Consider the following 22,560-nt stretch of genomic DNA (forward strand, 5'->3'; position numbering starts at 1 on the left):
CGCTCGCTTCAAAAGCGAGATTAAATAGTGACCTTGCTCACCAAAACACCCCGCTTAACATATTTAATAAAATAAGGCAATTAGGTGAGCAAAGGAAAAGTCTACCGAAGCTAGGTTTATTGGGTCGTTGCTCACCACTCTCACCCCAATCTGACGGCAAATTTATTTAAATAATTTAAGCTTTTTGGCAAGGATCCGATCTTAAACTCTGCAACGCTTATGGGAACCGAGCAAAAAACTCAGTATTGCTTGCTCGAAGGAAGAATAAAATGCTAGGTAATTTTCAGGATACGTGCATCCACCAGCTATTTGAGTTCCAAGTAAAGCTCACGCCTGAGGCTATTGCAGTAATTTTTGAAGGGAAGCAGCTAACTTATCAGGAGTTAAACTCTCAAGCTAACCAGTTGGCGCATTATCTGAAGACTCTCGGTGTCAAACCAGAGGTATTGGTCGCAGCCTGTGTGGAGCGCTGTTTAGAGATGGTAGTAGGTCTATTGGGTATTCTTAAAGCTGGCGGAGCTTACGGGCCACTAGATCGGCATTATACACAAAACAGACTGGCGTTCATGTTGGAACATTCTTAAACGCCTGTGTTGCTTACACAATAGCATTTAGTCGAGTCTCTTCCGGAACATAGAGGGCACGTCATTTGTTTAGATGGGAATTCAGAAACAGTAGCTTGCTTTAGCGAGGAAAACCCAGACAGTGGGGTGACACCGGATAATTTAGCTTATGTGATTTACACATCCGGCTCTACTGGTCAACCCAAGGGAGTAGCGATCGCCCATAGCGGTGCAGTTAACACGCTCCAAGATATTAACCAACGCTTTGAAGTAGCAGCAGGTGAGCTCGCCCCGATCCGGATCGCTGACCCTTGCTCTTTCGGAACTTACGCTTTTGAACCCTTAACCCCTCTTAAAACCCACCGGAATTACGCATTTTAGTTCATTAGTCAAAACTGAATCTAATGTAGATTAAACTACAAAATTCTGAGTTGTAAAAAAGTTTGTAGTACATCTTGACAACTCTGTGATTATTCTAAATAATTCATCCCCTTGAGGGGTGAGGTAATTATTCTGAATAATTACCTTGAGGGGTGAGAGGGGTGAGGGGTGAGGGGTGAGAGGGCCGAGGGGTGAGGGGTGAGGGGTATCAAAAATAAAACTCTGCTAGATTAAACGAATCGCACTTCCCAGAAAACCACATGGCTTTATATACAGATAATGCCCAACCGGAAGGTGAAAGCTCATCGTCAGCGCTACTAGAAATAATCTCTGGGTATAAAAGAACCCAGGTTCTTTTTGTGGCGGCTAAACTGGGAAGTGCCGATATTCTGAGTAACGGCCCTAAAACTGCCGATGAACTTGCCAAAGCTACGAGTGTAAATTCTCGTAGTATTTATCACCTGATGTGCCTGCTGGTAAGCATGGGTGTTTTTTCGGTTCAAAAGAATGACAAGTTTCAGTTAAATCTGCTAGGGAAATACCTGGTAACTGGTACTTCTGATTCTTTATGAGGTATAATTCTGGGAAATGCTGATGAAGGGTATGAGGCCTGGGGTAATTTACTCGACGGTGTAAAGACAGGAGAATCCTCATGTGACAATAGTTTCAAGATGAGTGTATATAGCTAAGCTACTTTAAGCATAATTCTGAGGCGGCCAGAAATTTCAATGAGTGAATGAAGAAGATGACAAGGGAGTCGATTCTTCCGCTTTTTGAAGCTGACGATTTTTCATAAGTTATAACACTTGTGGAGGTGGGATGGAACATTGGTTCCTTAACAGCTTTTATTTTTAATAAGAATCTCAAGATGCCAGCCATTTTGTTCGCTCGGTAAGACTTTGTTGTCGGTGCCAATCAGGTTTTGGAAGTGGCGGGAGTTAAAGATAGGTGTCAAATCGTGGGAGGAAACTTTTTTGATTCTGTTCCCCGTGGTGGCGCTCTTTACTTACTCTCTCGCGTTCTCCTGAATTGGGACGATACTGATGCGATTAAAATTCTTAAAAAATGCTAGCAAGCTAGGACACCTAAAGACAGGTTGATGGTTGTTGATTTTATTTTTTTCCAACAGGGTAAAGTTGTCCACTTATTGGTGTGAACAGGCTAAATTTGCTCGTTATATGCGGTACTTTTAACAGAGGATGAATTTTCTAATTTAGTTTCATCATCTGGATTCAAAGTTACTAATATTAGAGAAACCAAAAGCCCAGTAAGTGCGCTCGAGGCGAAAGTTGCTTAGCTTAAAAACAAGAACGTGGTGGGGGTGAATTCTTATAAGAGCCAGCATCACAGAGGATAGTTTTGCAAAACACGCAATCAATCAAATTAGGGTGCAAGGAAGTGTCAACTACAGATCCGATCGAAGAACTACTACGTGAAGAAGCCAACCAGATCGCCTATTGGAAGCAGCAACTAGCAAATCTGCCAACACTGCAACTGCCGACAGACCGATCGCGATCGCCAATGCAAACCTTTCGGGCTGCAAGGCAATGTCTAGCGCTACCTCAAACCCTGAGCGAGGATCTCGCCAAATTAAGCCATCAAGAAGGTGTTACCCTCTACATGGCACTGCTGGCAGCGTTCAAAACCTTACTCTATCGCTACACGGGGCAGACCGACATTGTTGTAGGCACTGTCACCGCAGGACGCAACCAGCCAGAGATTCAGCAGTTAATCGGGTGCTTGGTCAACACTGTGGTGCTGCGTACCGATCTCAAGGACAACCCTACTTTCCGGCAGTTACTCGAAAGAGTGCGGGAAGTGACTTTGGGAGCATTTGCTTACCAAGATTTTCCTTTTGAGAAGTTGGTAGAAGAACTGCAACCAGAGCGAAATTTGGGTCAAAACCCCCTGTTTCAGGTTGCTTTTGTTCTGCAACCGCCAATGTCAGGCGTTGATTCGATGATGAATTGGAGCCAGTTAGATAGAGATATCGAAACGGCAAAGTTTGATTTGGCCCTGGAATTACAGGAGAGACCGGAGGGCTTAGTCGGTCGTTTTGAGTACAGCACAGATTTGTTTAATGCTGACACGATCGAGCGGATGGTAGGGCATTTTCAGACTTTACTAGAAGGCATTGTCGCTAACCCAGAACAGAAAATTGCCCAGTTGCCTCTTTTAACCGAGTTTGAACGGCAGCAGTTAGCGGGGTGGAATAATACCGAAACCGATTACCCCAAAGATGCTTGTATACACCAGTTGTTTGAACAGCAGGTAGAGCTCACGCCCGACGCGATCGCATTAGTTTTTGAAGAGCAACAACTTACCTATAAAGAGCTGAATCAACGAGCTAATCAGTTAGCGCACCATCTTCGCAATTTGGGTGTGGGTGCAGAGGTACTGGTGGGGATCTGTGTAGAGCGATCGCTAGAAATGGTAGTGGGATTGCTCGCCATTCTCAAGGCTGGCGGCGCTTACGTTCCGCTCGATCCGGCGCATTCCAACGAGCGCTTGAACTTCATGCTAGAAGACGCTGGGGTTGAAATACTGATCGCGCAGTCGCATTTAGGTGAGAAAATTGACCGCGCATTGCATAAAATTTTCCTAGATTCCGACTGGCAGAATATCGCGCCCGAAAGCGAAGAAAATCCATCAAGTGACGCAACCCCTGACAATCTCGCTTATATAATCTATACATCAGGCTCCACCGGAAAACCCAAGGGCGTTCAAGTCAACCACCGCAGCGTCGTTCATCTTTTTGCAGCCACTCGCCCTCTATTTAATTTTAGCGATCGCGACGTTTGGACGGTTTTTCACTCTTACGCTTTCGACTTTTCCGTCTGGGAAATTTGGGGAGCACTTCTTCACGGTTGCAAACTAATCGTCGTTCCCCTGGAAGTGACGCAATCGCCAGCCGCATTTTACCAACTGCTGTGTTCCGAGCGAGTCACCATTCTCAATCAAACTCCTTCAGCAATCCGCCAACTGATTGACGCTAAAAAAGCTGCCACTAACTTTCAACAATCGAGCCTCCGCTTAATTGTTTGCGGCGGGGAAGCTTTTCCTACAGAACTCGCTGCTCAATTACTTGAGTGGAACATACCCCTTTGGAACTTTTACGGCCCGACTGAAGCGACTGTCTGGACAGCCATTCATCCCATAAAATTAATTGAATCCGAGCGCCCTTACATTCCAATTGGTCGCCCCCTTCCCAACACCCAGCTTTATATTTTAGACGCCAATTTGCACCCCGTTCCTGTAGGCGTTTTGGGCGAACTTTATATCGGCGGCGCGGGACTGGCGCGAGGCTACCTCAACCGTCCTGAGCTGACGGCGCAAAAGTTTATTGTCAACCCCTTGAGCCAGGAGCCAAGCGCACGTCTTTACAAGACTGGGGATTTGGCTCGCTACCAGAGGGACGGCAACATTGAGTACCTGGGACGTATTGACCATCAGGTCAAAGTACGCGGTTTCCGCATCGAACTAGGGGAGATTGAGGTAGTTTTGAGCCAACACCCTGATGTGCGAGAGTCTGTGGTTGTGAAGCGGGAGGATGCGTCGGGCAATCAGCGCCTAGTAGCTTATATTGTTTCCAACCTCACACCAGAACGTACTCCCTTCAAAAGTGAGTGTCTGGCAGAATTTGACGGGAACCCGGCGGTGAAACTTCGCACAGAAGACATCTCATTAGGTGGCGTCGGCCTCCTGGGCGTACCAGATACTTGTGGATCCGGTCAAACCGTCCGCCTGCGCCTGCATATGCCCGGATTCGATCGGGACCTATGGTTAGCGGGAACTGTCGCTTGGTGTCGGGGAAACCAAGCTGGGATTGAGCTGGCTCTGGGTGCGGTCGAACAAGATCTTTTTCAACACAGCATAGAGTATCTTCTGGAAACGCATGGCTTCTGGAAAGTTTTGCAACGCACAGCCGTCGGGAGTTTACGCAATCTTCTCAAGCAGAAACTGCCCAACTATATGATGCCCTCCAGCTTTGTGTTTTTGAATGCCTTGCCACTGACACCCAACGGCAAAATAGACCGCAAGGCGCTGCCAGAGCCAGATAGTTTTAACGCACAGTTTGATTCTGTCGCACCCCAGACAGAGATCGAAGAAGCGATCGCTACAGCTTGGCAACAAGTATTGCACCCAGAAAAAGTTGGTGTAGATGATAATTTATGGGACATCGAACTCGGCGAGAGCCAGGCGATATTGAGCCAACACCCGGATGTGCGGGAGTGCGTAGTTATGAAGCGGGAAGATGCCTCCGGTAATCAGTGCCTAGTAGCTTATATCGTTTCCAACCTCATACCAGAACGTACTCCCTTCAAAAGTGATTGTCTGGCAGAATTTGACGGGAACCCGGCGGTGAAACTGCGCACAGAAGATATGTCATTAGCTGGCGTCGGCTTAGTGGGCATACCAGATACTTGTGGGCCCGGTCAAACCGTCCGCCTGCGCCTGCATCTCCCTGGTTCCGGTGAAGAGCGGTGGTTGGCGGGAAGAGTCACTTGGTGCCGGGGAAAGCAAGCAGGGATTGAGTTTGCTCTGGGTGCGAGCGAACAAGATATTTTTCAACAGAGCATAGCGTATCTTCTGGAAACTCAGGGTTTCTGGAAATTTTTGCAACGCACAGCCGTCGGGAGTTTACGTAATGTTCTCAAGCAGAAGCTGCCCAACTATATGGTGCCCTCCAGCTTTGTGTTTTTGAATCATTTTCCCCTAACAGCCAATGGCACGGTAGACCCTCTGGCGCTACCAGTTCCAGACGCTCTTAACCCGCAGTTGCAAACAACTTATGTTGCACCCCAAACTGAGCTAGAGCAAATTATTGCTACCGTTTGGCAACAGGTATTACACTTAGAAAAAGTAGGTGTAGAGGAGAATTTCTTCGCTCTAGGCGGTCATTCATTACTGATGATTCAGGCTCAGAATAAACTGCGCGAAGTGGTGGACATAGAGGTTTCAATGATGGAAATGTTTAAGTATCCAACCATCAGCTCTTTGGCAAAATACTTAAGTGAGGATCCAGAGGAAAAATCCTCTTTTGGGCAAAGTCAAGAGCGCGTTAAGAAACAAAAAGACGCAATCAATCGCCAAAAGCAAAAACAGCGCTTGCAAGGAAAGAATAAAAATGGATAACTCTGAAACTTCCGAGTCTATAGAAGGTATCGCTATTATCGGCATGGCAGGTCGCTTTCCTGGTGCTAAAAATGTTGATGAGTTCTGGCAAAACCTACGCGATGGTGTGGAATCTATTTGTTTCTTCTCTGAAGAAGAACTAGAATCTTTAGGCATTGACCCATCAGTGGTGCGTGACCCCCGCTATGTAAAAGCAAGAGGGGTACTAGAAGATATTGAGTTATTTGATGCTTCATTCTTTGGGTTTAATCCTAGAGAAGCTGAAATCACAGATCCACAACACCGCTTTTTCTTGGAGTCAGCTTGGGAGGCTCTAGAAAATGCTGGGTACAACTCAGAAACTTACGAAGGTTCGATAGGGGTTTACGCAGGCGCTGGGACTTTCAATACTTATTTCTTGAATAACCTTTATCCCAATCATCAGCTTAGAGAATCAGTTGGAGATTTCCAACTTGCGATCGCCAATGAGAAAGATTTCCTAGCTACTCGCGTTTCGTATAAATTAAACTTGAAAGGACAGAGTATGACTGTGCAAACAGCCTGTTCTACTTCATTGGTTGCTATTAGCATGGCTTGCCAAAGCTTGCTGACTTACCAATGCGATATGGCTTTGGCTGGTGGCGTTTCTATAGGCGTTAACCAAAAGACAGGATATTTTTATAAAGAGGGAATGATTTTTTCACCCGACGGACACTGTAGAGCCTTTGATGCTAAGGCACAGGGAACTGTTAGCGGTAGCGGTGTAGGAATTGTGGTTTTGAAAAGATTAGAGGAGGCTCGCGCAGACGGAGATTATATTCATGCGGTGATTAAAGGTTCTGCGCTCAATAATGATGGTGGTTTCAAAATTGGCTACACAGCTCCCAGTATAGATGGTCAGGCGCAGGCGATCGCAGATGCTCTGGCGATCGCAGAAATTCCCCCTGAAACCGTCACCTATATAGAAGCTCACGGAACCGGAACACCTCTGGGCGATCCGATCGAAATCGCTGCGCTGACGCAAGCTTTCTCACTTGGAACTAAGAAAAAAGGCTTTTGTGCGATCGGTTCGGCAAAAACCAATATCGGACATTTGGATAGTGCGGCTGGTGTCACTGGGTTAATCAAAACTGTCCAAGCTCTCAAACACCAATTAATACCACCTAGCTTGCATTTTGAACAAGCTAATCCCAAGATTGATTTTGCCCACAGTCCCTTTTACGTTAATACTAAACTTTCCGAATGGAAAGCAGGTAAAACGCCGCGCCGTGCTGGAGTTAGTTCCTTTGGCATCGGTGGAACTAATGCTCATGTGGTACTAGAAGAAGCACCTAGTGTAGAAAAATCTGGAGAATCGCGACCATCACAACTGTTGGTTTTATCTGCAAAAACTAGCTCTGCACTTGATTGTGCAACGGTAAATTTGAGCAACTATTTAAAGCAGCATCCAGATGAAAATCTTGCTGATGTTGCTTATACGCTTCAAGTTGGTAGAAGAGCTTTCAGCCATCGACGGATAGTAGTTTGTAATGACATTGAAGAGGGCGCGATCGCTCTCGACAATCTCGATGCCAAACGAGTTTTTACCAACTTACAAGAGTCCAAAAATCGACCTGTCGTATTTATGTTTTCAGGACAGGGTTCGCAGTACATTAATATGAGCTTGGAACTCTACCAAATTGAAACAACATTTCGCGAACATATCGATATCTGTTCGGAAATTCTTAAACCTCACTTGGGAATTGATCTGCGCCAGGTACTTTATCCAAATGAAGCACAAGCAGAAGCAGCTACAAACCAATTAAAACAGACTGCGATTACACAGCCAGCACTGTTTGCGATCGAGTACGCTTTAGCTAAATTGTGGATGTCTTGGGGAGTGCATCCCAAAGCGATGATTGGTCATAGCATTGGTGAATATGTAGCAGCTTGTTTGGCGGGAGTTTTCTCCTTAGAAGATGGCTTATCCTTAGTAGCTGCACGAGGTAAATTAATGCAACAACTGCCTAGTGGTTCCATGCTTGCAGTTCCACTTCCAGAACAGCAAGTGCAAGAATTTTTGGGCAATAAACTCGATTTAGCTGTGATTAACGGAGCATCTATGAGCGTGGTTTCAGGTGCTACTGATGCCGTAGATGAATTGGCACAAAAACTACTCGAAAAAGGTGTAGATTGTCGCGGATTGCACACTTCTCATGCCTTCCATTCACAGATGATGGAGCCAATTTTAGAACCCTTCACCGAACAGGTGAAAAAAGTTAAGCTGAAAGCGCCTAAAATTCCATATTTGTCTAACGTTACTGGTAATTGGATTACAGCAAGGGAGGCGACAAACCCGAGTTATTATGCTCAACATTTGCGGCAAACAGTACGCTTTGCAGAAGGCTTACAAAAGCTATTAAAAGACCCAAATCAAATATTGCTAGAAGTGGGGCCCGGACGCACGTTAAACACGCTAGCAAAACAGCATCCTCATAAGGGGGCCCAGCAGATTGTACTTTCTTCATTGCGCCATCCACAAGACCAAAATTCAGATGTAGGTTTCTTACTTACTACATTGGGTAAACTCTGGTTAGCAGGAGTACAAATAGATTGGTCTAAATTTTATGCTTCGGAGCAGCGTTATCGTCTCCCATTGCCAACATATCCGTTTGAGCGCCAACGTTACTGGATTGAAGCACCAGGAATCGAGCAACTGATTAAAATTGCATCTTTACCAGATGAAAATTCCCAACCAGTAGATTCAACACCACATCACTCTCGACCGAATTTACACAATACTTATATTGCTCCTAGAGATGAAATTGAGCAAACTATTGCTAGTATCTGGCAAGAATTTTTCGGGATCGAGAAAGTAGGAATTCATGATGACTTTTTTGATTTAGGCGGAGACTCATTATTAGCAGTTCAACTAATACCTAAATTAAACGAAACACTGCAAAAATCCTTGTCTCCTCATAGCCTATTGCAATCATCGAGTATTGCTGCTTTGGCTGCATTCATTAAAGACAATGCCGACTTATCGGATAATTCTAACCAGCCACTACAGCCAGCTTCTGAATCTTTGTTAGTAGAAATTCAGCGCGGTAGTTTTAAACAACCTTTGTTCTTAGTCCATCCGGTAGGAGGCCACGTTTATATTTATCGGGATTTAGCGCGTTATCTAGGTTCCGATCAGCCTGTTTTTGGAATACAAGCGGACGCTTCATTTCTGGAAACAGAGTCTTTTACTAAAGTTGAGGAGATGGCTGCTCGCTATATTGAAGCAGTGCGCGGTCAACAACCTGAAGGCCCATATTTTTTGGGTGGTTCTTCCTTTGGAGGAACTGTTGCTTTTGAGATGGCGCAGCAACTAAACGCCCAAGGTGAAAAGATAGCACTGCTAACTTTAATAGATACTCCTGGGCCTGGTCAAATGCCCGTTTTAGCGATGGAAGATGATACAGCTATTTTGGTATATTTACTAGGCGTTGGTTTCAATATGTCTCTTTCTATGGAGGTTCTTCAAAAACTTGAACCAGAGGAGCAACTTCTCTACTTTTTGGAGCAAGTAAAGATTGCTAATAGGGTAGTTCCTCCAGATTTTGGATTACCTCAGATTCGCGAGTTTCTTCATCTGTTTAAAGTACACGTCCAAGCGATGCGACATTATATACCCCAAAATTATCCGGGTCGAATCATCTTTTTCCGTGCTAACGAACAAACTGAAGTTAATCCTAAAAATCCAGAATTGCCCTGGATGCAGGTTGCAGCAGTCGGTGTAGAGGTAGGAGAAGTGCCGGGGAATCATATCACTATGAATTATCCTCCTCATGTTCAGGTTATGGCTGAACAACTTAGAGTATACCTTGATGAGGCAAGGCAGCTAATTGAGACGAGAGAGGTACTTTGTGGCGCCCAAGCGCACTTTTGACCTAACAGTTTGTTTGTTGAGTCAGTGTTGCTAAATGTGGAGACGACAGTAATCTCTATATTTCTGGATACTGCCTCTTTAATTCTTAAATAGATAACTTTCAAAGGAATTCCCATGACTTTATACGCAGATAATATCCAATCCGAAGGTGAAAGCTCATCCTCAGTGCTACTAGAAATGATGTATGGATATCAAAAATCTCAGGCACTTTTTGTGGCAGCTCAACTGGGAATTGCAGATATTCTCAGTAACGGCTCTAAGACTGCTGAGGAACTTGCAAAAGCTACTGGTGTAAATTCTAGGAGTATTTATCACTTGATGCGATCGCTGATCAGCGTTGGTGTGTTTTCTACAGAAGATAATGACAAATTTCAATTAAATCCTATGGGTAAACATTTGTTGACTGGTACTTCTGATTCTTTACGGGGTACAGTTATGGCGATGGGTGATGAGATGTATCAGGCGTGGGGCAATTTACTATACGGTATAAAAACGGGAAAAACTGCATTTAATTATACTTTTAATAGGGATATTTATAGTTATTTGAAGCAAGATTCGGAGGCGAGTCTAAATTTTAATGAGTGGATGAAGGAGACGACAAGAGAGTGGCTGCTTCCGGTTCTTGAAGCTTATGATTTTTCAGAAGTTAAGACACTTGTCGATGTGGGAGGGAGCATTGGAACTCTAACGGCTGTTATTTTGAATGCGAATCCCAAGATGCAAGCTATTTTGTTCGATCGCGAAGATGTGGTTGTTGGTGCGCAGCAGGTTTTGGAAGGGGCTGGAGTTGCAGATAGGTGTCAAATTGTTGGAGGAAACTTTTTTGATGCGGTTCTCCCTGGTGGGGATCTTTACTTAATTTCTCGCGTCCTCGTCAATTGGGATGATACTGATGCTATTAAAATTCTTACTAACTGCTACCAAGCTATGACTGTTAAAGACAGGCTGGTGGTTGTTGATTTTATGTTACCTAAAGGCAAAATGTCCCCGTTTATTGGTCTCACCAGTCTAAATGCGTTCCTTCTGTTCGGTAAATTTATGCGTACAGAGGATGAATTTTATAATTTACTTTCATCGGCGGGATTCAAGGTGACTAATACGTTCAAAACCACGGGGCCAGTAAGTGCGATCGAGGCGAAACCTGCTTGACATTACCAGGTCTAAAAACACCGGAATTCTTCTGGTGTAGGATTCATATTTCTCAATTAATCTCGATCCTCTTATAGCAATTATGAAAAGTTCTGCAACAATCACAAAAGTAGGTTGGGTGGGACGAAGTGCAACCCAACATCAGGACTGTAGCAATATTTTTCATAATTGCTATTATGGGGACTTGAACAAATTTCAAGTCCACACAAAGCCTAAACCTGCTATGTGTCAGGCAAATACGTCACCATTATGTTGCAGCCAAGCGAAAAAACGATCGTACTTCTCCTCGTGCGATCGCGTTGCTAGCGATTTCAATCGCCCGCTTTATGGTCGATATCCATCTATCCTACTTGACAAACTCTTCCCGACCTACTCCCTCTCTCTTGCGGAGACTATCCGCAGACAGGGCACCAACAATGATATCTTCCTGCCCAGTGTAACGCAGCAAAATAACTTTAAATGTAGCAAGTAACGTGATAAATAGAGTAACGTTTTCACGCGCACAAAACTGCTTGAGTTCTAAGCATAGCTCCTCATCAAGCTCAACAGCTTCAGTCCTTTTAATAAAGGACTGAACTGGTGATCGCGGATAATCTAACGGAACTTGCGATACAGGTAGCTCACTACCTAGCTGCTTCTGCCAGTATGCTTCCTGTTCAGCTAGATTGAATTTGAAATATCGCCTTTGATTGACATTCATTTAATAATTACTCTATAAGTTTAACCCTGATAACTCGCAGAATATATCGGCTCTAAAATAACTTGAAATTCTTCGGCAGTTTTAAGTCAAATCTATAGCGGTTCTCAAAAAAGTGAGGTATGCCCTATGCCCTATGCCCTATGCCCACGGAGGCCTATGCCCTATGCCCATGAGTACCTCATATGAGAGCTCGAAAGGCTATATCTCGTTTACCGCGTACAATGCTGAGAAAATATTACTACAACTAAAACTCGTATTAAATGCACTCGTCTCCTCATACAAAAGCATTCATCTCCTCGGCTTTCTCTCCTTGCTGATAATCCTTGCGGACAACAACATAATTTCCCATCACTAACACATCAAGTTTTGCAAAAAGGAAGGTCTCCACCGCCTCTTTGGGCGTACAGACTATCGGCTGTCCACGAACGTTAAAGGATGTATTCAGCAAAACAGGTATGCCGCTCACTCTGCCGAACTCGTTAAGCAAAGTCCAAAACTGAGGGTTATCTTCCTTTGACACCGCTTGAACCCGTGCCGACCCATCTACATGGGTAATCGCTGGCAGTTGTTCCCGATAAGCCGCTCGCACCTGTGTTACAAAAAGCATGTAAGCGTAAATCGATTCATCTCCCTTATCTATTTCAAAGAATTGCGATGCCCCCTCCACCGTAACTGCGGGAGCAAAGGGTCGGAATCCTTCACGCTTTTTAACAAGCTTGTTGATGCGATCGCGCATTTCTGGCTCTCGTGGGTCTGCCAATATACTCCGATTACCCAAAGCACGCGGTCCGAATTCCATTCGTCCTTGAAACCATGCAACAATCTGCCCTTCAGCTATGCGCTTAACAATCTCCCTAGCCAAATCATCAAATGAGGGGAAAAAGGTACTTTCGCACTCTTGTCGGTCCTCCAAGATATGCCGGATTTCTTCAGTCTCATAACTTGGACCCCACAAAGGTTGTGCCATCTTTGTGGAACACAGATTGCGTTGATGAAGAGACTGAATGTACAGTGCTGCACCCAGAGCAGTTCCGTCATCACCGGCAGCTGGCTGAATAAACATATTTTTAAACATCCGGCTGCGTTTAATTACGCCGTTTGCCGTGCAATTGAGAGCCACACCCCCGGCCATACAAAGGTAGTTTTGACCAGTCTCTTTTTTGAAGTGCCGCAGAACATGCATCAGACACGCTTGAAGAACAGATTGCAAGGCCGCAGCAATGTCCATATAATTCTGAGTTATTTCAACATCTGGCTCTCTTGGCGGACCAAAAATATCAGTCAATACTTGTAGGGTTCCACTATATGTTTCCTTCTCCTCTTCAGTCTGATTTTGAAAGAGTACAGGAATTGTATATGTTCCATCATTTTGAAGATTAATTAATTGCATAACCTGGCTAAAGTACCGACGGGGATTCCCATAGGGGGCCAATCCCATCACCTTATACTCGTCAAGACCAAAGCAGAATCCTAAATATAAGGTAAAAACACCGTACAGTATCCCAAGAGAGTGGAGCGTTGGCAATTGCTTGATAATTTCGATTTGGTTTTCCTTACCCACGGCAATGGTTGTGCTATGTTGTTCACCCATGCCATCAGTGACGAGGATTAGTGATTCCTTAAAACCACTGAGATAAAACGTACTCGCAGCGTGTGCCATGTGGTGTGGTACCTGCACCAACTTCTTAGCCCAATCAAAGGAATCAAAGTGTTCCTGAAGACAGCGTACCTGAGCCTCTCGCGAATAAACCTCTGCAAACTGTTGCTTCGCCAGATCGCTATGCTCATAAAACGATCTGAAGGGTTCGTAACAAAAGCCATGAGCAATATAGTCGATAGAATCTGGTGCGAGATTAGAAACTTGAAGGCAATATTTGATGGCATTTATAGGGAAAGAACCAGTTGCTTTTTCCCTCGTGAATCTTTCTTCCGCCGCTGCTGCCTTTATACCGTCCCTAGTGACAAGAGCTGCCGCTGAGTCGAAACCTTGAGCAATTCGGTATTGTCGTGCCGAAAGATTGGGAAATACTTTCTTTTTGAAGAATACACTGTTGTGGAGTCCACTTATGCCAATTACATTCATAAAGAAATAGCCCCTAATAAGTCCTTGTTCCCTGAAAACAGATCACTGCTAAATCTTGAATCAGATGCCTATGAGCGATATCAGTTTGTGTGCGAAGTTCATCCAGAGTCTTGCACCAACGCCAAAAACCGGGTTTCTTGCGATTTTTGCTGCCTGAAAACCTTGATTCTTCGTTGAGCAACCCAGTTTTTCCGGTCTTGTTGAGAATGTTGCAAGATCTCAATTTCCAAATTGGATTCTACCATGCTCCCCTAGGGCGTGTCATCAGTTGAGCCAAATCACGGTAGCAGCGAGGTAAATTGCACCCAGAAAGTTAACTTTGAGCTTGTCGTAGCGGGTGGCGATCGCACGATATTGCTTGAGGAAGGCAAAAAAGTTTTCAATTAAATGACGGGCTTTGTATAAGTCTTTGTCGTAGTCGCGCTTGGTAGTGCGGTTAAGCTTGGAGGGGATCGCGGCGGTCTTGGTTTGCGCCTGGAGAACATCGATTACCCGTGCATCGGCATCGTATGCTTTGTCTGCAAGTAAAGTGTCCGCCCTCTGGTCAGGCAATAGGACATCTGCACCGTCTTGCGTCACAGGCAAGTCCTGGCGTGAGGTGAAAGCTGACCGGATTTCCCTTCTTCATCGACCACTGCATGGATTTTGGTGCTCAACCCGACGAGTGCTACGTCCAATTGCTTCCGTGTCTGCATCCCCCCCTTTACACCCGCGCTGTGTTGGTGGGCGCGGACAATTGTGGAATCAATCATCGCGTACTCGTTGTCTGCCTCGGAGGCTAACACCTCAAATAGCTGGTAAAAGTATAGTCATTTATAGGCATGGGAGGCTTCAAGTCCCTCCCCCTTCACTTTTACTTTGAGCGGATTAACCCGCATTGGCCCAACTACGCAGCTCCCTATCCCATCGCTGAAGGCATTTGGGATTGCTTTTCTGAGGATGTTGTACGAAGCGTTGATATCAGAATTAATTAACTGACCAGTCGATGTTTTGTACAAACCTCGCTTAATACGCTTACCAGTAAACATTGGCTCTTTTTCTGTTTTCCCGTAGACAGGGATTGGGTCTAGACCCACGAAGTTGGCCCGCGATGTGTAGGATTCTTCCTGCACAATTACTGTGATTCCCACCAACCGAGCTTTGTACTCCAACATTTCAATTAATCGAGAGTGAGGAATACTAACAAAGTTTTGGTTGGTTTGCTTCCCTAGATCAATTTCAGTTTTCCACTGTGCATTCTTGCCAATTACTAGCGTCCCAATTTGTTTTGTATTTAAAATCGCAACAATCAGGCGACTAGCATGATGCAAGTAATTATCAACTTTTTGGTTGCGACAACGAGTTAAGCGCGCTCATCCGGGGTGAAGTTTTGCGGTTCCCTTTTAACTGGGATTGTAATCGTGAAGAGCGTTTGTTGTAGAACTGGTTAATCGATTTCAATGGTCGCCCGTTAATCAACAAAGGGATAAATCCCGGCTGATTTGAAGTTAACGCCACTAAATTGTCCAGTCCCAAATCAATACTAGCTACAGAGTTGGCATTGCCAAGGGTGGACTCCGGTTCACTTCGACTACACTCAGTACAAGCATCATAAATCACCTCAATTACATAGGAATCACATTTCGGAACCAGTCTAACTTGACAAATCTGGTTGGGATTGACTTGGGTTTTAATTGAAAGTTCAGTGCCGGAAAGTTTAATGATTCCTTTCTTCAACTGTTTGCTGCTAATTGCTTGAATCGTGTAGACGAGAAGATTTCGCCCTTTAGTCTTATCTTTGTACTTTGGCAATTTTGGGCTGCCCGTGAATGTTGAAGAGTCAGCTTTGTAAGCTTTAACGGCTTCAAAAAACGATTTCCAATTCTTGTCTAGCACCATTAAGATTTGCTGACTTACTTTAGCAGGCAAAGCCTTATATGCTTCGTGAGACTTCATCAATCGGTTCATTTCGTTGTAATTGACATAGCCCCACCCATAAATAAAACTCTGACGAATGACGTAATTGGCGGCATTGTAGAGGTTTTTGGACTTGAAAGCTAGTTCGTCTATTTGGGCGAAACGGTGTTCCGTTGATTTAATGATGTGCCTCTCTGTTAGTTGCATTTGAGACTTGCGTTTTTTGGGCTATGCGTATTCCTTATTCAACACTCACAACAATATAATACCATTATTGTTTATAATTGCTTATAAACTCAATGAAGTTTTACAATACCAAAGCGACGACGATAGGTTTCCACCACACAAGGGAACGAACGTTTCCTGAGTTGGCGTCGCAAGCGCTTACCTATCCCTCTTCTGTCACTCTCCGAAGTAACTAAGTAACAAAAAAGCCAGATTATCCATCAGGGAAATAAGGTTGAAATTGATTCATGACCTGGATTAAATCATGAAATTCCAGCCATAAATGATGATTGGGGAAGTAGTAATTTCCCAGTAAGTTCGAGTAATTCTCTTGCCAAAAATGATTTTTCTAAAATACCTTGTTTCAGATATTTGATTGCTAAATATTTTTGTAAATTTATATCATTTGTTTGGTCTAACGCTCTGACTGCTTGGCATCCGAACACTGTAATTACTTCTAATAGCTACAATCCAAGGGATTTTAGATCGATCGAGTATTCTGATAAATGAGCTACTTTCTCCATATAAGCTATCTGCTAATACGAATTCAATTTTAAACCCCAACTCAATTAATTCTGTAATAATTAATGAGGCTAATTTAATTTTGGTTTGATAGTTATCTCCTGCTTTTAATCTTCCTTGGGGGGTTCTCTGGAACTTACGGTGATATTTTTACCTAATCAGAAAAACAAGCTAATACGCGCTCTCGAAAATTGTCTTGCGTTAGAAAAGCCATATCCTTGTCGCATAATCAACTTGATTCGATTGTTTATCCCTCCCATGACTCCACTTGTTGTACGATTAACAAAGTAGTTACAAATTCCCTCCAAATGATTAACAATTGTCAAGGTAGATTCTTTAAAGAATATCTGTGCATGATTCAGCCAATCCTTAAACTTGACCTGGGCTATTTTGACGGTCATATGGGTTTCGTATATTTCCGGGAACTCTTCTTTCATCTCATAGGCAATTCTTAAGCATTCTGATTTTTTTAAGGTAACAGCCAACCTTATATATTTCCCAAAGTGAGATGCACCCATCCTACCGCTTCCCCGCATTGTGTTCCCACTTCCAAACACAGCTAGAAATCAAATTCGTACAGATATGAGCCGTAATTGGCACTAACAAATTCCCAGTAGCTAAAACGCTGTAACCCAACAGCAATCCGACAGCGGTTGCCCAAACAGCATAAGGCCACTGATCCATGCCTCCCAAGTGCAGGATGCCGAAACAAAAACTCGATAAAACTACACCGGTAACATTCAATCCCAAAGCAGACAGCATCACGCCTCGAAATAGCAATTCTTCGCTAAGTCCCGGCAGCAGTCCCAGCCAAATTAAATCAGGCCAAAACAAAGGTTTGAGCACTACTTCTAAGTAAACGTCTGCACTCCGGCGATAACCGGGCCAGAGGTGATAAACGATCGCACTGCCGCCTGTAATTGCCAGTCCCAGCGCACATCCTTTGAGCAAGTCCATTCCTATCAATTTGACTGGCAAAAGCGATACCGATCCAAATAGCAACCACAATTTACCTACCGCCAGCAACATAAGTGCTGTCCCGCCCATTGCTAGTAAAACTTGGGTGCGCGTCAAGGGTTCAATTTCATGATGTTCTGGAAGTTTTTGTGCCACTTAATCACTTTTAGATTTGAGGTTTGAGATTTGAGATTTGTTGGGTTTAGTCAGACAAACAACGCAGGGAGGAGATGTCTGCACCCAAGGAAGCTGGACTGATGCCTGCTCGCAAAGCGACCAAAACTCCGATCGCCTCTAAATATGAGTTTACCTGCAAAGCTTTGATTCCGAGTTTTTCTGGAGTCGCCTGCATCTGGGTTTTGTTGTCGCCGACAGCGATGATTTGTACGGACGATCGCCCGCTCAAACTCAGAATAGCACTGCCGCCGCAGGCTGTGGTGGGTATCACCACCGCATCGACTCGATCGGCCCACAAATCCTGGGACTGGAAATCTCGCCTGTTTGCATAGAATTTCTCTCTTGTGGGGTGGGCATCTTGCCCGCCCAATACCTGCGTGCGGGCATCTTGCCCGCCCAATACCTGCGTGCGGGCATCTTGCCCGCCCAATACCTGTGACAGGCAAGATGCCTGTCCCACAGTAGGAGTGACAAATTGTGACAGGCAAGATGCCTGTCCCACAGTAGGAGTGACAAATTGCGACAGGCAAGATGCCTGTCCCACAGTAGGAGTGACAAATTGGGGAGCTTTGCCCAGGCCGGCAAGCACGCAAGGTAAGAAAGTATAGCCGATTTCCTCAGCAGCCGATCGCGGGGACAGGTGCGGATCGAGGGGAAGCGCAGACAGCGCGGGGGCGTGGGCGCAGGGGATTTTAAACGTCCTGACGACGAGGTGGCTGATTACAGCTTCCGCGCCGGCGAGGGGGTCAACTCCTTTGCCGCGGCGGTAGTTTTCGAGGGCGAGGCTGCCTTCATCGTCGGGAAATCTGGCTACAACTGCGATCGCCTCTACTCTTGCAAGTTCTATCAATTTTTGTGCAGCGCGCAATAAACTGTCTGGATTGCCGATCGTCCCCCAGGATGCCCCTGATTGAGAAATACGCAATTCTACTTGCAGAGGGCGATCGGTTAAAACCCAATCGGTTATATTCAAACCCAATGTAGCCCTAGCAGCATCAACGGCTTGCAAGTGGCGCAACTGCAAGTCTGGTTCAATGCCGGCATCGAGGATTAAGCCGATGCGATTTTGATGTACCGGTTGCAGGCCCCAGCATCCGGCAGCAAATTTGTCAAGGGCGTAACCTTCAACGTAGAGAGCGTTAGGTATCGGCCAATAAAGTTGAGCGCCGTTGAGGACGTTGGGGTGAGTGATCAGGGTGTCTGAAATTTGGGCGATCGCCCTAGCCACGGGCAGCGCATCTCCTGCAAAGCCCCCGATCGAGGCTCCAACGCCTGTGGGGACTATCAAAACCACTGTTAAAGGGCGCTGGTTCACACTGTTGCGGGGGATGCTTCCACGAGCACGTAGCCTTCTACCACAGCCTTTTGCCGATCGACATCCACGTCTGTGACTGCCCACCGCAGGGGTTCGCCGTGCTTTTGCAGTTCAATTTCAATCGCCGAGTGCAATTCTTCGGCGGTATCGTGGAGGTCAACTTCTGCAGAAATGAAATGGGTGGTCATGGGGCGATCCATAGTGGTTTTACTTCGATCGGTACTTAGGTCAATTTTAGCTTAGTCCTAGGATTTACCGAACTGGCGATCGTACACAATGTCTTCTTTTTCGGTTTCTATCTTCAAGTTCGATCGGGGATAAGCAACGCACAGCAACACATAACCTTCTGCCTGAAGTTCGGGACTGACGCCCATGCAATCAACTTGCTCTACTTCACCCTCAATAATTTTAGCAGCGCAAGTAGTACAAACCCCCGCATTGCAAGAGTTCGGCAGATCGATGCCCGCAGCGTTGGCCACCCGCAAAATTTGTTGATCTTCCGGCACTTCTACGGTATAGGTAGAGCCTTGGTGGAGCAATTCAACAGTGTAAGTCTTAGACATATTTCAATTATTCGTTTTAATTCCCAATTGGAATTTACGCTAGATTTGCAAACAAAGCAATTAGGATTTTACCGCTGTTGGTGATTTTGTGCAAATTTACAACTGCACTTTTTCTTGCTAAAATTTTTTATTAATTGCCTGGGGCGAGCGATGGCGTCCCGCCCCGCAAGCTACGGCATTTTGTCAAGGACTTTTTCACAAATTATCACGAGGATCGCGGGCGAACTCTGCCAGAAAGCACTTATACATAACTAATTTTTGCCTTCAAGCCAACAACTCCTCAACAGCAACACTAAAACCCGCCAGCACTAACTGAGTGCTGACGGTAGAACCCTGATTAAAGGTTAACTTTTGAGTTTGAGTCATTATCATTATCCAGCGACTTTCTGGAAAAACTATCCAAACTTCCAGACAACCCGAATCTAAATACTCTTGTGCTTTAATAAAAATCTCTTCCGCACTATCAGTAGGAGAAACTATTTCAGCAATTAACGGCGGACTTTGAGGCAAAGTAGGAACATCGCCATATTGAGCAACAAGTTCAGGAGTCAGATAAGCTACATCAGGACGGCGCACTCGCCTGTCAGTACGACAAGGAACTTCTGTATACACTTCGCCTCCTTCTCCGCTAGATATCTTATAACTTCTCCAAGAATAATCTAGTCTAGATTGGATTCGACTGTGTTTTACTGTCATGCCATTTTTCTCCGCGATTTGCCCGTCCACCCATTCCATATCGTCGGGGGGATTAGCCATAAAGTCTTCTAGAGAAATATTTTCTGATAAAACGGCAGCCAATACCATAGCCCTTTCCTCCTTTTTGCAGAATTCACTGATATTGTAGCAATCAATTGGTAATGGGTAATTGGTAATTGGGAATTGGAACTAACAAATAACCTATGCCCTATGCCCTATGCCCCATGCCCAATTTACTCAATATTAATTTGATTTGGAGGTTTAGGTTGCTCCGGTTTCTCATCCTTCAAAGTTTTACGCCCAGAACTAGCATAATCCTTGTACATTTCCACAAACATCTTGGTTAACTGCTGCAAAGAAAGTTGTTCGCCATTAACTTGAGCTTTCATATAAGCTTTAAGCACTTCAATGTAAGCCAAACCGAGAGCAAGCGTGAGAGTTGCTGCGGTTGCAGCGGAGATAGCACCGCCGACAACAGTACCCGCACCCGGAATCATTTTAATCAAATTAGTAACAATACTTCTGCCAACAGCAGTAACCCCGCCTGTGCCGCTAATAGCAGACAGCATCGCCGAAATAAAGCCCTTATCAAAGGGCATTCCAAAAATCACAGTAATATTAGCAATCATGGCCGTTTGCATCGTCATCAAAATCGGCGCATCAGCAAACGGTACAGGAGTCGCACCGACAATTGCAGAACCTGCAACATAAGCACTTAGATACTTAAATGCCATATCTGATTTGAGCGCAATATTAGCAATTTGTTCTTTAACAAAAGCTTTTTTAGCTACTTCCGGCAGCAGTTGAAAAGTTGCATCTACCAACTTATCTAAACCGTGAGATTTTACTGTATAATCCTCATCTATTTCTTCCGGTTCAGCCATCACTGGGATGATTTGACTGACTGGTAAATTCATGTGTTCCAGTTGCTTGAAAAACTCGCCCGGCTTTTTAGAAGTCGTCTGAGTCAGCACTAAAAGAACTGGTACCTCTTTGACTTCCATTTCTTTTAGCCAGTTTTCCTCGACAGATTCTATTCGATTGGCGCTGTGATTGATGCAGTACCAGATGACGTGAATGTGTTCTTTTGGGTGCAGGAGTCTTTGGTCTTCAATTAGTTTAGCAACGTTTAATTGAATAATTTTAATTTGTTCGGCATTGAGTTCGAGTCCGGGAGTATCGTAGACTGTAATTGGGCAATTCGGTTTGGTATATTGGCGAATGCCTTGAGTGATGGGGCGGCCGACTCCGGTTTCTGCTAAGCGTTGGCGAAAAACGGAATTTATCAGGGTACTTTTGCCGACGCCGGTTTTGCCGATGACTAAAACATTGCACTGTCCCACTTGGTTTTCTGCCTCTTTGAAGGCGTAGTAACTTCTATTTAAAAGCTCGTCTAAGGAAAAGTCGTCTGACATGGCGGTTTGCTCCGATAAGGGTGGGATATTAATTAAATACCACCGAATATAATTCCGATGCTATACAAACGAAGTCCGCGAAGGCGAACTGAGGAGTCTTAAACATATTGTAGCAATTTGATTTCAGAACTGGTGCAACGGGTAGAGGAGAGTTTTGTGTGGCGTGCTGCTAAATGAAAGGTTGTAGAATTTAGTTTAAGCTAGCAATCGATCGACATCGATGCTAAAACCGATCAGGATTTGTTGGGTGCTGGCGGTATCGCCGGATCTAAATGTCAATATTTGATTTTGAGTCATCACGAATATTAAACGACTTTCGGGAAAAACTAGCCAGACTTCCTGACAGCTAGATTCTAAATATTCCTGTGCTTTGAGAAAGACATCTTCAGCAATATCGGTGGGTGAAACTATTTCGGCAACTAAAGGGAAACTTTGGGGTAAAGTGGCAAGATTGCCAAATTGTGCAACTAATTCTGGTGTGAGATAAGCGACATCGGGGCGGCGAATTTGTCGGTTGGTACGGCAAGGAACCTCGACATAAGCCTCTCCACCTTGTCCGCTAGAATCTTTGTAATCTTCCCAAGAATTCCCCAGTCTCAACTGAATTTTACCCGTCTTTAGTGTCATGCCATTTTTCTCCACAAGTTTGCCGTCTACCAATTCCATGTTGTCTGGCGGCTCGGTGACGAACTCTTCTAGAGCTAAATTATCTGATATTATGGTAGCAGTGACCATCGTTAGTTCCTCGCTTTTACAAAATTCACTTGTTACTATTATGGCTGATACGGTGAGAAGTTATTGGGTGATGGGTAGGAGCGCGCTTCAGTATATTCGCTAATCCGAGTTCCAAGTATCCCATGAATTAATATTCCCTTTGATTTCAGAACTTG

Annotated in this window: 16 protein-coding genes and 4 pseudogenes; 6 read left to right on the top strand and 14 right to left on the bottom strand. The window is 44.8% G+C overall.

The annotated features are described in order from the left end of the window. Window positions 1–269: 269 nt before the first annotated feature. From QUB61_RS07970 to QUB61_RS07995, 6 genes and pseudogenes are all read left to right on the top strand, one after another. Window positions 270–944 (top strand): annotated as a pseudogene (locus QUB61_RS07970) (AMP-binding protein). A gap of 260 nt (window positions 945–1,204) precedes the next feature. Beyond that, entirely contained in the window at window positions 1,205–1,516 is a 312-nt protein-coding gene (locus QUB61_RS07975; protein WP_333127543.1) for a methyltransferase family protein, read from the top strand. A 386-nt stretch (window positions 1,517–1,902) separates the two neighbouring features. Next, complete coding sequence (locus QUB61_RS07980) at window positions 1,903–2,016, top strand: methyltransferase (RefSeq protein ID WP_333127637.1); 114 nt, start codon at window positions 1,903–1,905, stop codon at window positions 2,014–2,016. A gap of 371 nt (window positions 2,017–2,387) precedes the next feature. Further along, window positions 2,388–6,080 (top strand): annotated as a pseudogene (locus QUB61_RS07985) (amino acid adenylation domain-containing protein); the annotation flags it as partial. Continuing rightward, on the top strand, window positions 6,073–9,972 hold the full coding sequence (locus QUB61_RS07990) for a beta-ketoacyl synthase N-terminal-like domain-containing protein (protein WP_333127547.1): 3,900 nt from the start codon (window positions 6,073–6,075) through the stop codon (window positions 9,970–9,972). The pseudogene QUB61_RS07985 and the gene QUB61_RS07990, both read left to right, overlap by 8 nt. A gap of 114 nt (window positions 9,973–10,086) precedes the next feature. Beyond that, complete coding sequence (locus tag QUB61_RS07995) at window positions 10,087–11,121, top strand: methyltransferase (RefSeq protein ID WP_333127549.1); 1,035 nt, start codon at window positions 10,087–10,089, stop codon at window positions 11,119–11,121. Between the two features lie 346 nt (window positions 11,122–11,467). Here QUB61_RS07995 and QUB61_RS08000 read toward each other — a convergent pair whose 3' ends face one another. The 14 genes and pseudogenes from QUB61_RS08000 to QUB61_RS08065 all read right to left on the bottom strand — a co-directional run bounded on the left by QUB61_RS08000 (window position 11,468) and on the right by QUB61_RS08065 (window position 22,405). Continuing rightward, window positions 11,468–11,821 carry a condensation domain-containing protein gene (locus QUB61_RS08000; RefSeq protein WP_333127551.1) on the bottom strand — a complete coding sequence of 118 codons (354 nt, stop codon included), beginning with the start codon at window positions 11,819–11,821 and terminating at the stop codon, window positions 11,468–11,470. Window positions 11,822–12,095: 274 nt separating this feature from the next. After that, window positions 12,096–13,904, bottom strand: a complete 1,809-nt coding sequence (locus QUB61_RS08005) for a carbamoyltransferase C-terminal domain-containing protein (RefSeq protein ID WP_333127553.1) — start codon at window positions 13,902–13,904, stop codon at window positions 12,096–12,098. 264 nt (window positions 13,905–14,168) lie between these two features. Beyond that, on the bottom strand, window positions 14,169–14,483 hold the full coding sequence (locus QUB61_RS08010) for a transposase (protein WP_333127555.1): 315 nt from the start codon (window positions 14,481–14,483) through the stop codon (window positions 14,169–14,171). Continuing rightward, window positions 14,480–14,689 carry a hypothetical protein gene (locus QUB61_RS08015; RefSeq protein WP_333127556.1) on the bottom strand — a complete coding sequence of 70 codons (210 nt, stop codon included), beginning with the start codon at window positions 14,687–14,689 and terminating at the stop codon, window positions 14,480–14,482. Before QUB61_RS08015 ends, QUB61_RS08010 begins: the two co-directional genes overlap by 4 nt. Before the next feature lie 24 nt (window positions 14,690–14,713). Then, window positions 14,714–16,007: pseudogene (locus tag QUB61_RS08020) on the bottom strand (RNA-guided endonuclease InsQ/TnpB family protein). Window positions 16,008–16,316: 309 nt separating this feature from the next. Next, window positions 16,317–16,670 (bottom strand): annotated as a pseudogene (locus QUB61_RS08025) (transposase); the annotation flags it as partial. Window positions 16,671–16,705: 35 nt separating this feature from the next. Continuing rightward, the gene (locus tag QUB61_RS08030) at window positions 16,706–17,065 is read right to left on the bottom strand and encodes a transposase (protein WP_333127557.1); all 360 of its coding nucleotides are present in this window, start codon (window positions 17,063–17,065) and stop codon (window positions 16,706–16,708) included. A gap of 1 nt (window position 17,066) precedes the next feature. Next, window positions 17,067–17,660 (bottom strand): CPBP family intramembrane glutamic endopeptidase, encoded by a 594-nt coding sequence (locus QUB61_RS08035; RefSeq protein WP_333127559.1) that lies wholly within the window; start codon window positions 17,658–17,660, stop codon window positions 17,067–17,069. 46 nt (window positions 17,661–17,706) lie between these two features. Then, window positions 17,707–18,996, bottom strand: a complete 1,290-nt coding sequence (locus QUB61_RS08040) for a DUF3326 domain-containing protein (protein ID WP_333127561.1) — start codon at window positions 18,994–18,996, stop codon at window positions 17,707–17,709. Then, complete coding sequence (locus QUB61_RS08045; protein WP_333127563.1) at window positions 18,993–19,184, bottom strand: hypothetical protein; 192 nt, start codon at window positions 19,182–19,184, stop codon at window positions 18,993–18,995. Before QUB61_RS08045 ends, QUB61_RS08040 begins: the two co-directional genes overlap by 4 nt. 57 nt (window positions 19,185–19,241) lie before the next feature. Next, window positions 19,242–19,559 (bottom strand): 2Fe-2S iron-sulfur cluster-binding protein, encoded by a 318-nt coding sequence (locus tag QUB61_RS08050; protein ID WP_333127565.1) that lies wholly within the window; start codon window positions 19,557–19,559, stop codon window positions 19,242–19,244. Window positions 19,560–19,823: 264 nt separating this feature from the next. After that, a complete protein-coding gene (locus QUB61_RS08055) occupies window positions 19,824–20,363 on the bottom strand; it encodes a Uma2 family endonuclease (RefSeq protein ID WP_333127567.1) in 540 nt (179 codons plus the stop codon). A gap of 125 nt (window positions 20,364–20,488) precedes the next feature. After that, the gene (locus QUB61_RS08060; RefSeq protein WP_333127569.1) at window positions 20,489–21,670 is read right to left on the bottom strand and encodes a GTPase; all 1,182 of its coding nucleotides are present in this window, start codon (window positions 21,668–21,670) and stop codon (window positions 20,489–20,491) included. A 195-nt stretch (window positions 21,671–21,865) separates the two neighbouring features. Beyond that, entirely contained in the window at window positions 21,866–22,405 is a 540-nt protein-coding gene (locus tag QUB61_RS08065) for a Uma2 family endonuclease (RefSeq protein WP_333127571.1), read from the bottom strand. Window positions 22,406–22,560: the final 155 nt, after the last annotated feature.

The organism is Microcoleus sp. C2D2 (genome assembly GCF_036702495.1).
Classification (GTDB): Bacteria; Cyanobacteriota; Cyanobacteriia; order Cyanobacteriales; family Microcoleaceae; genus Microcoleus.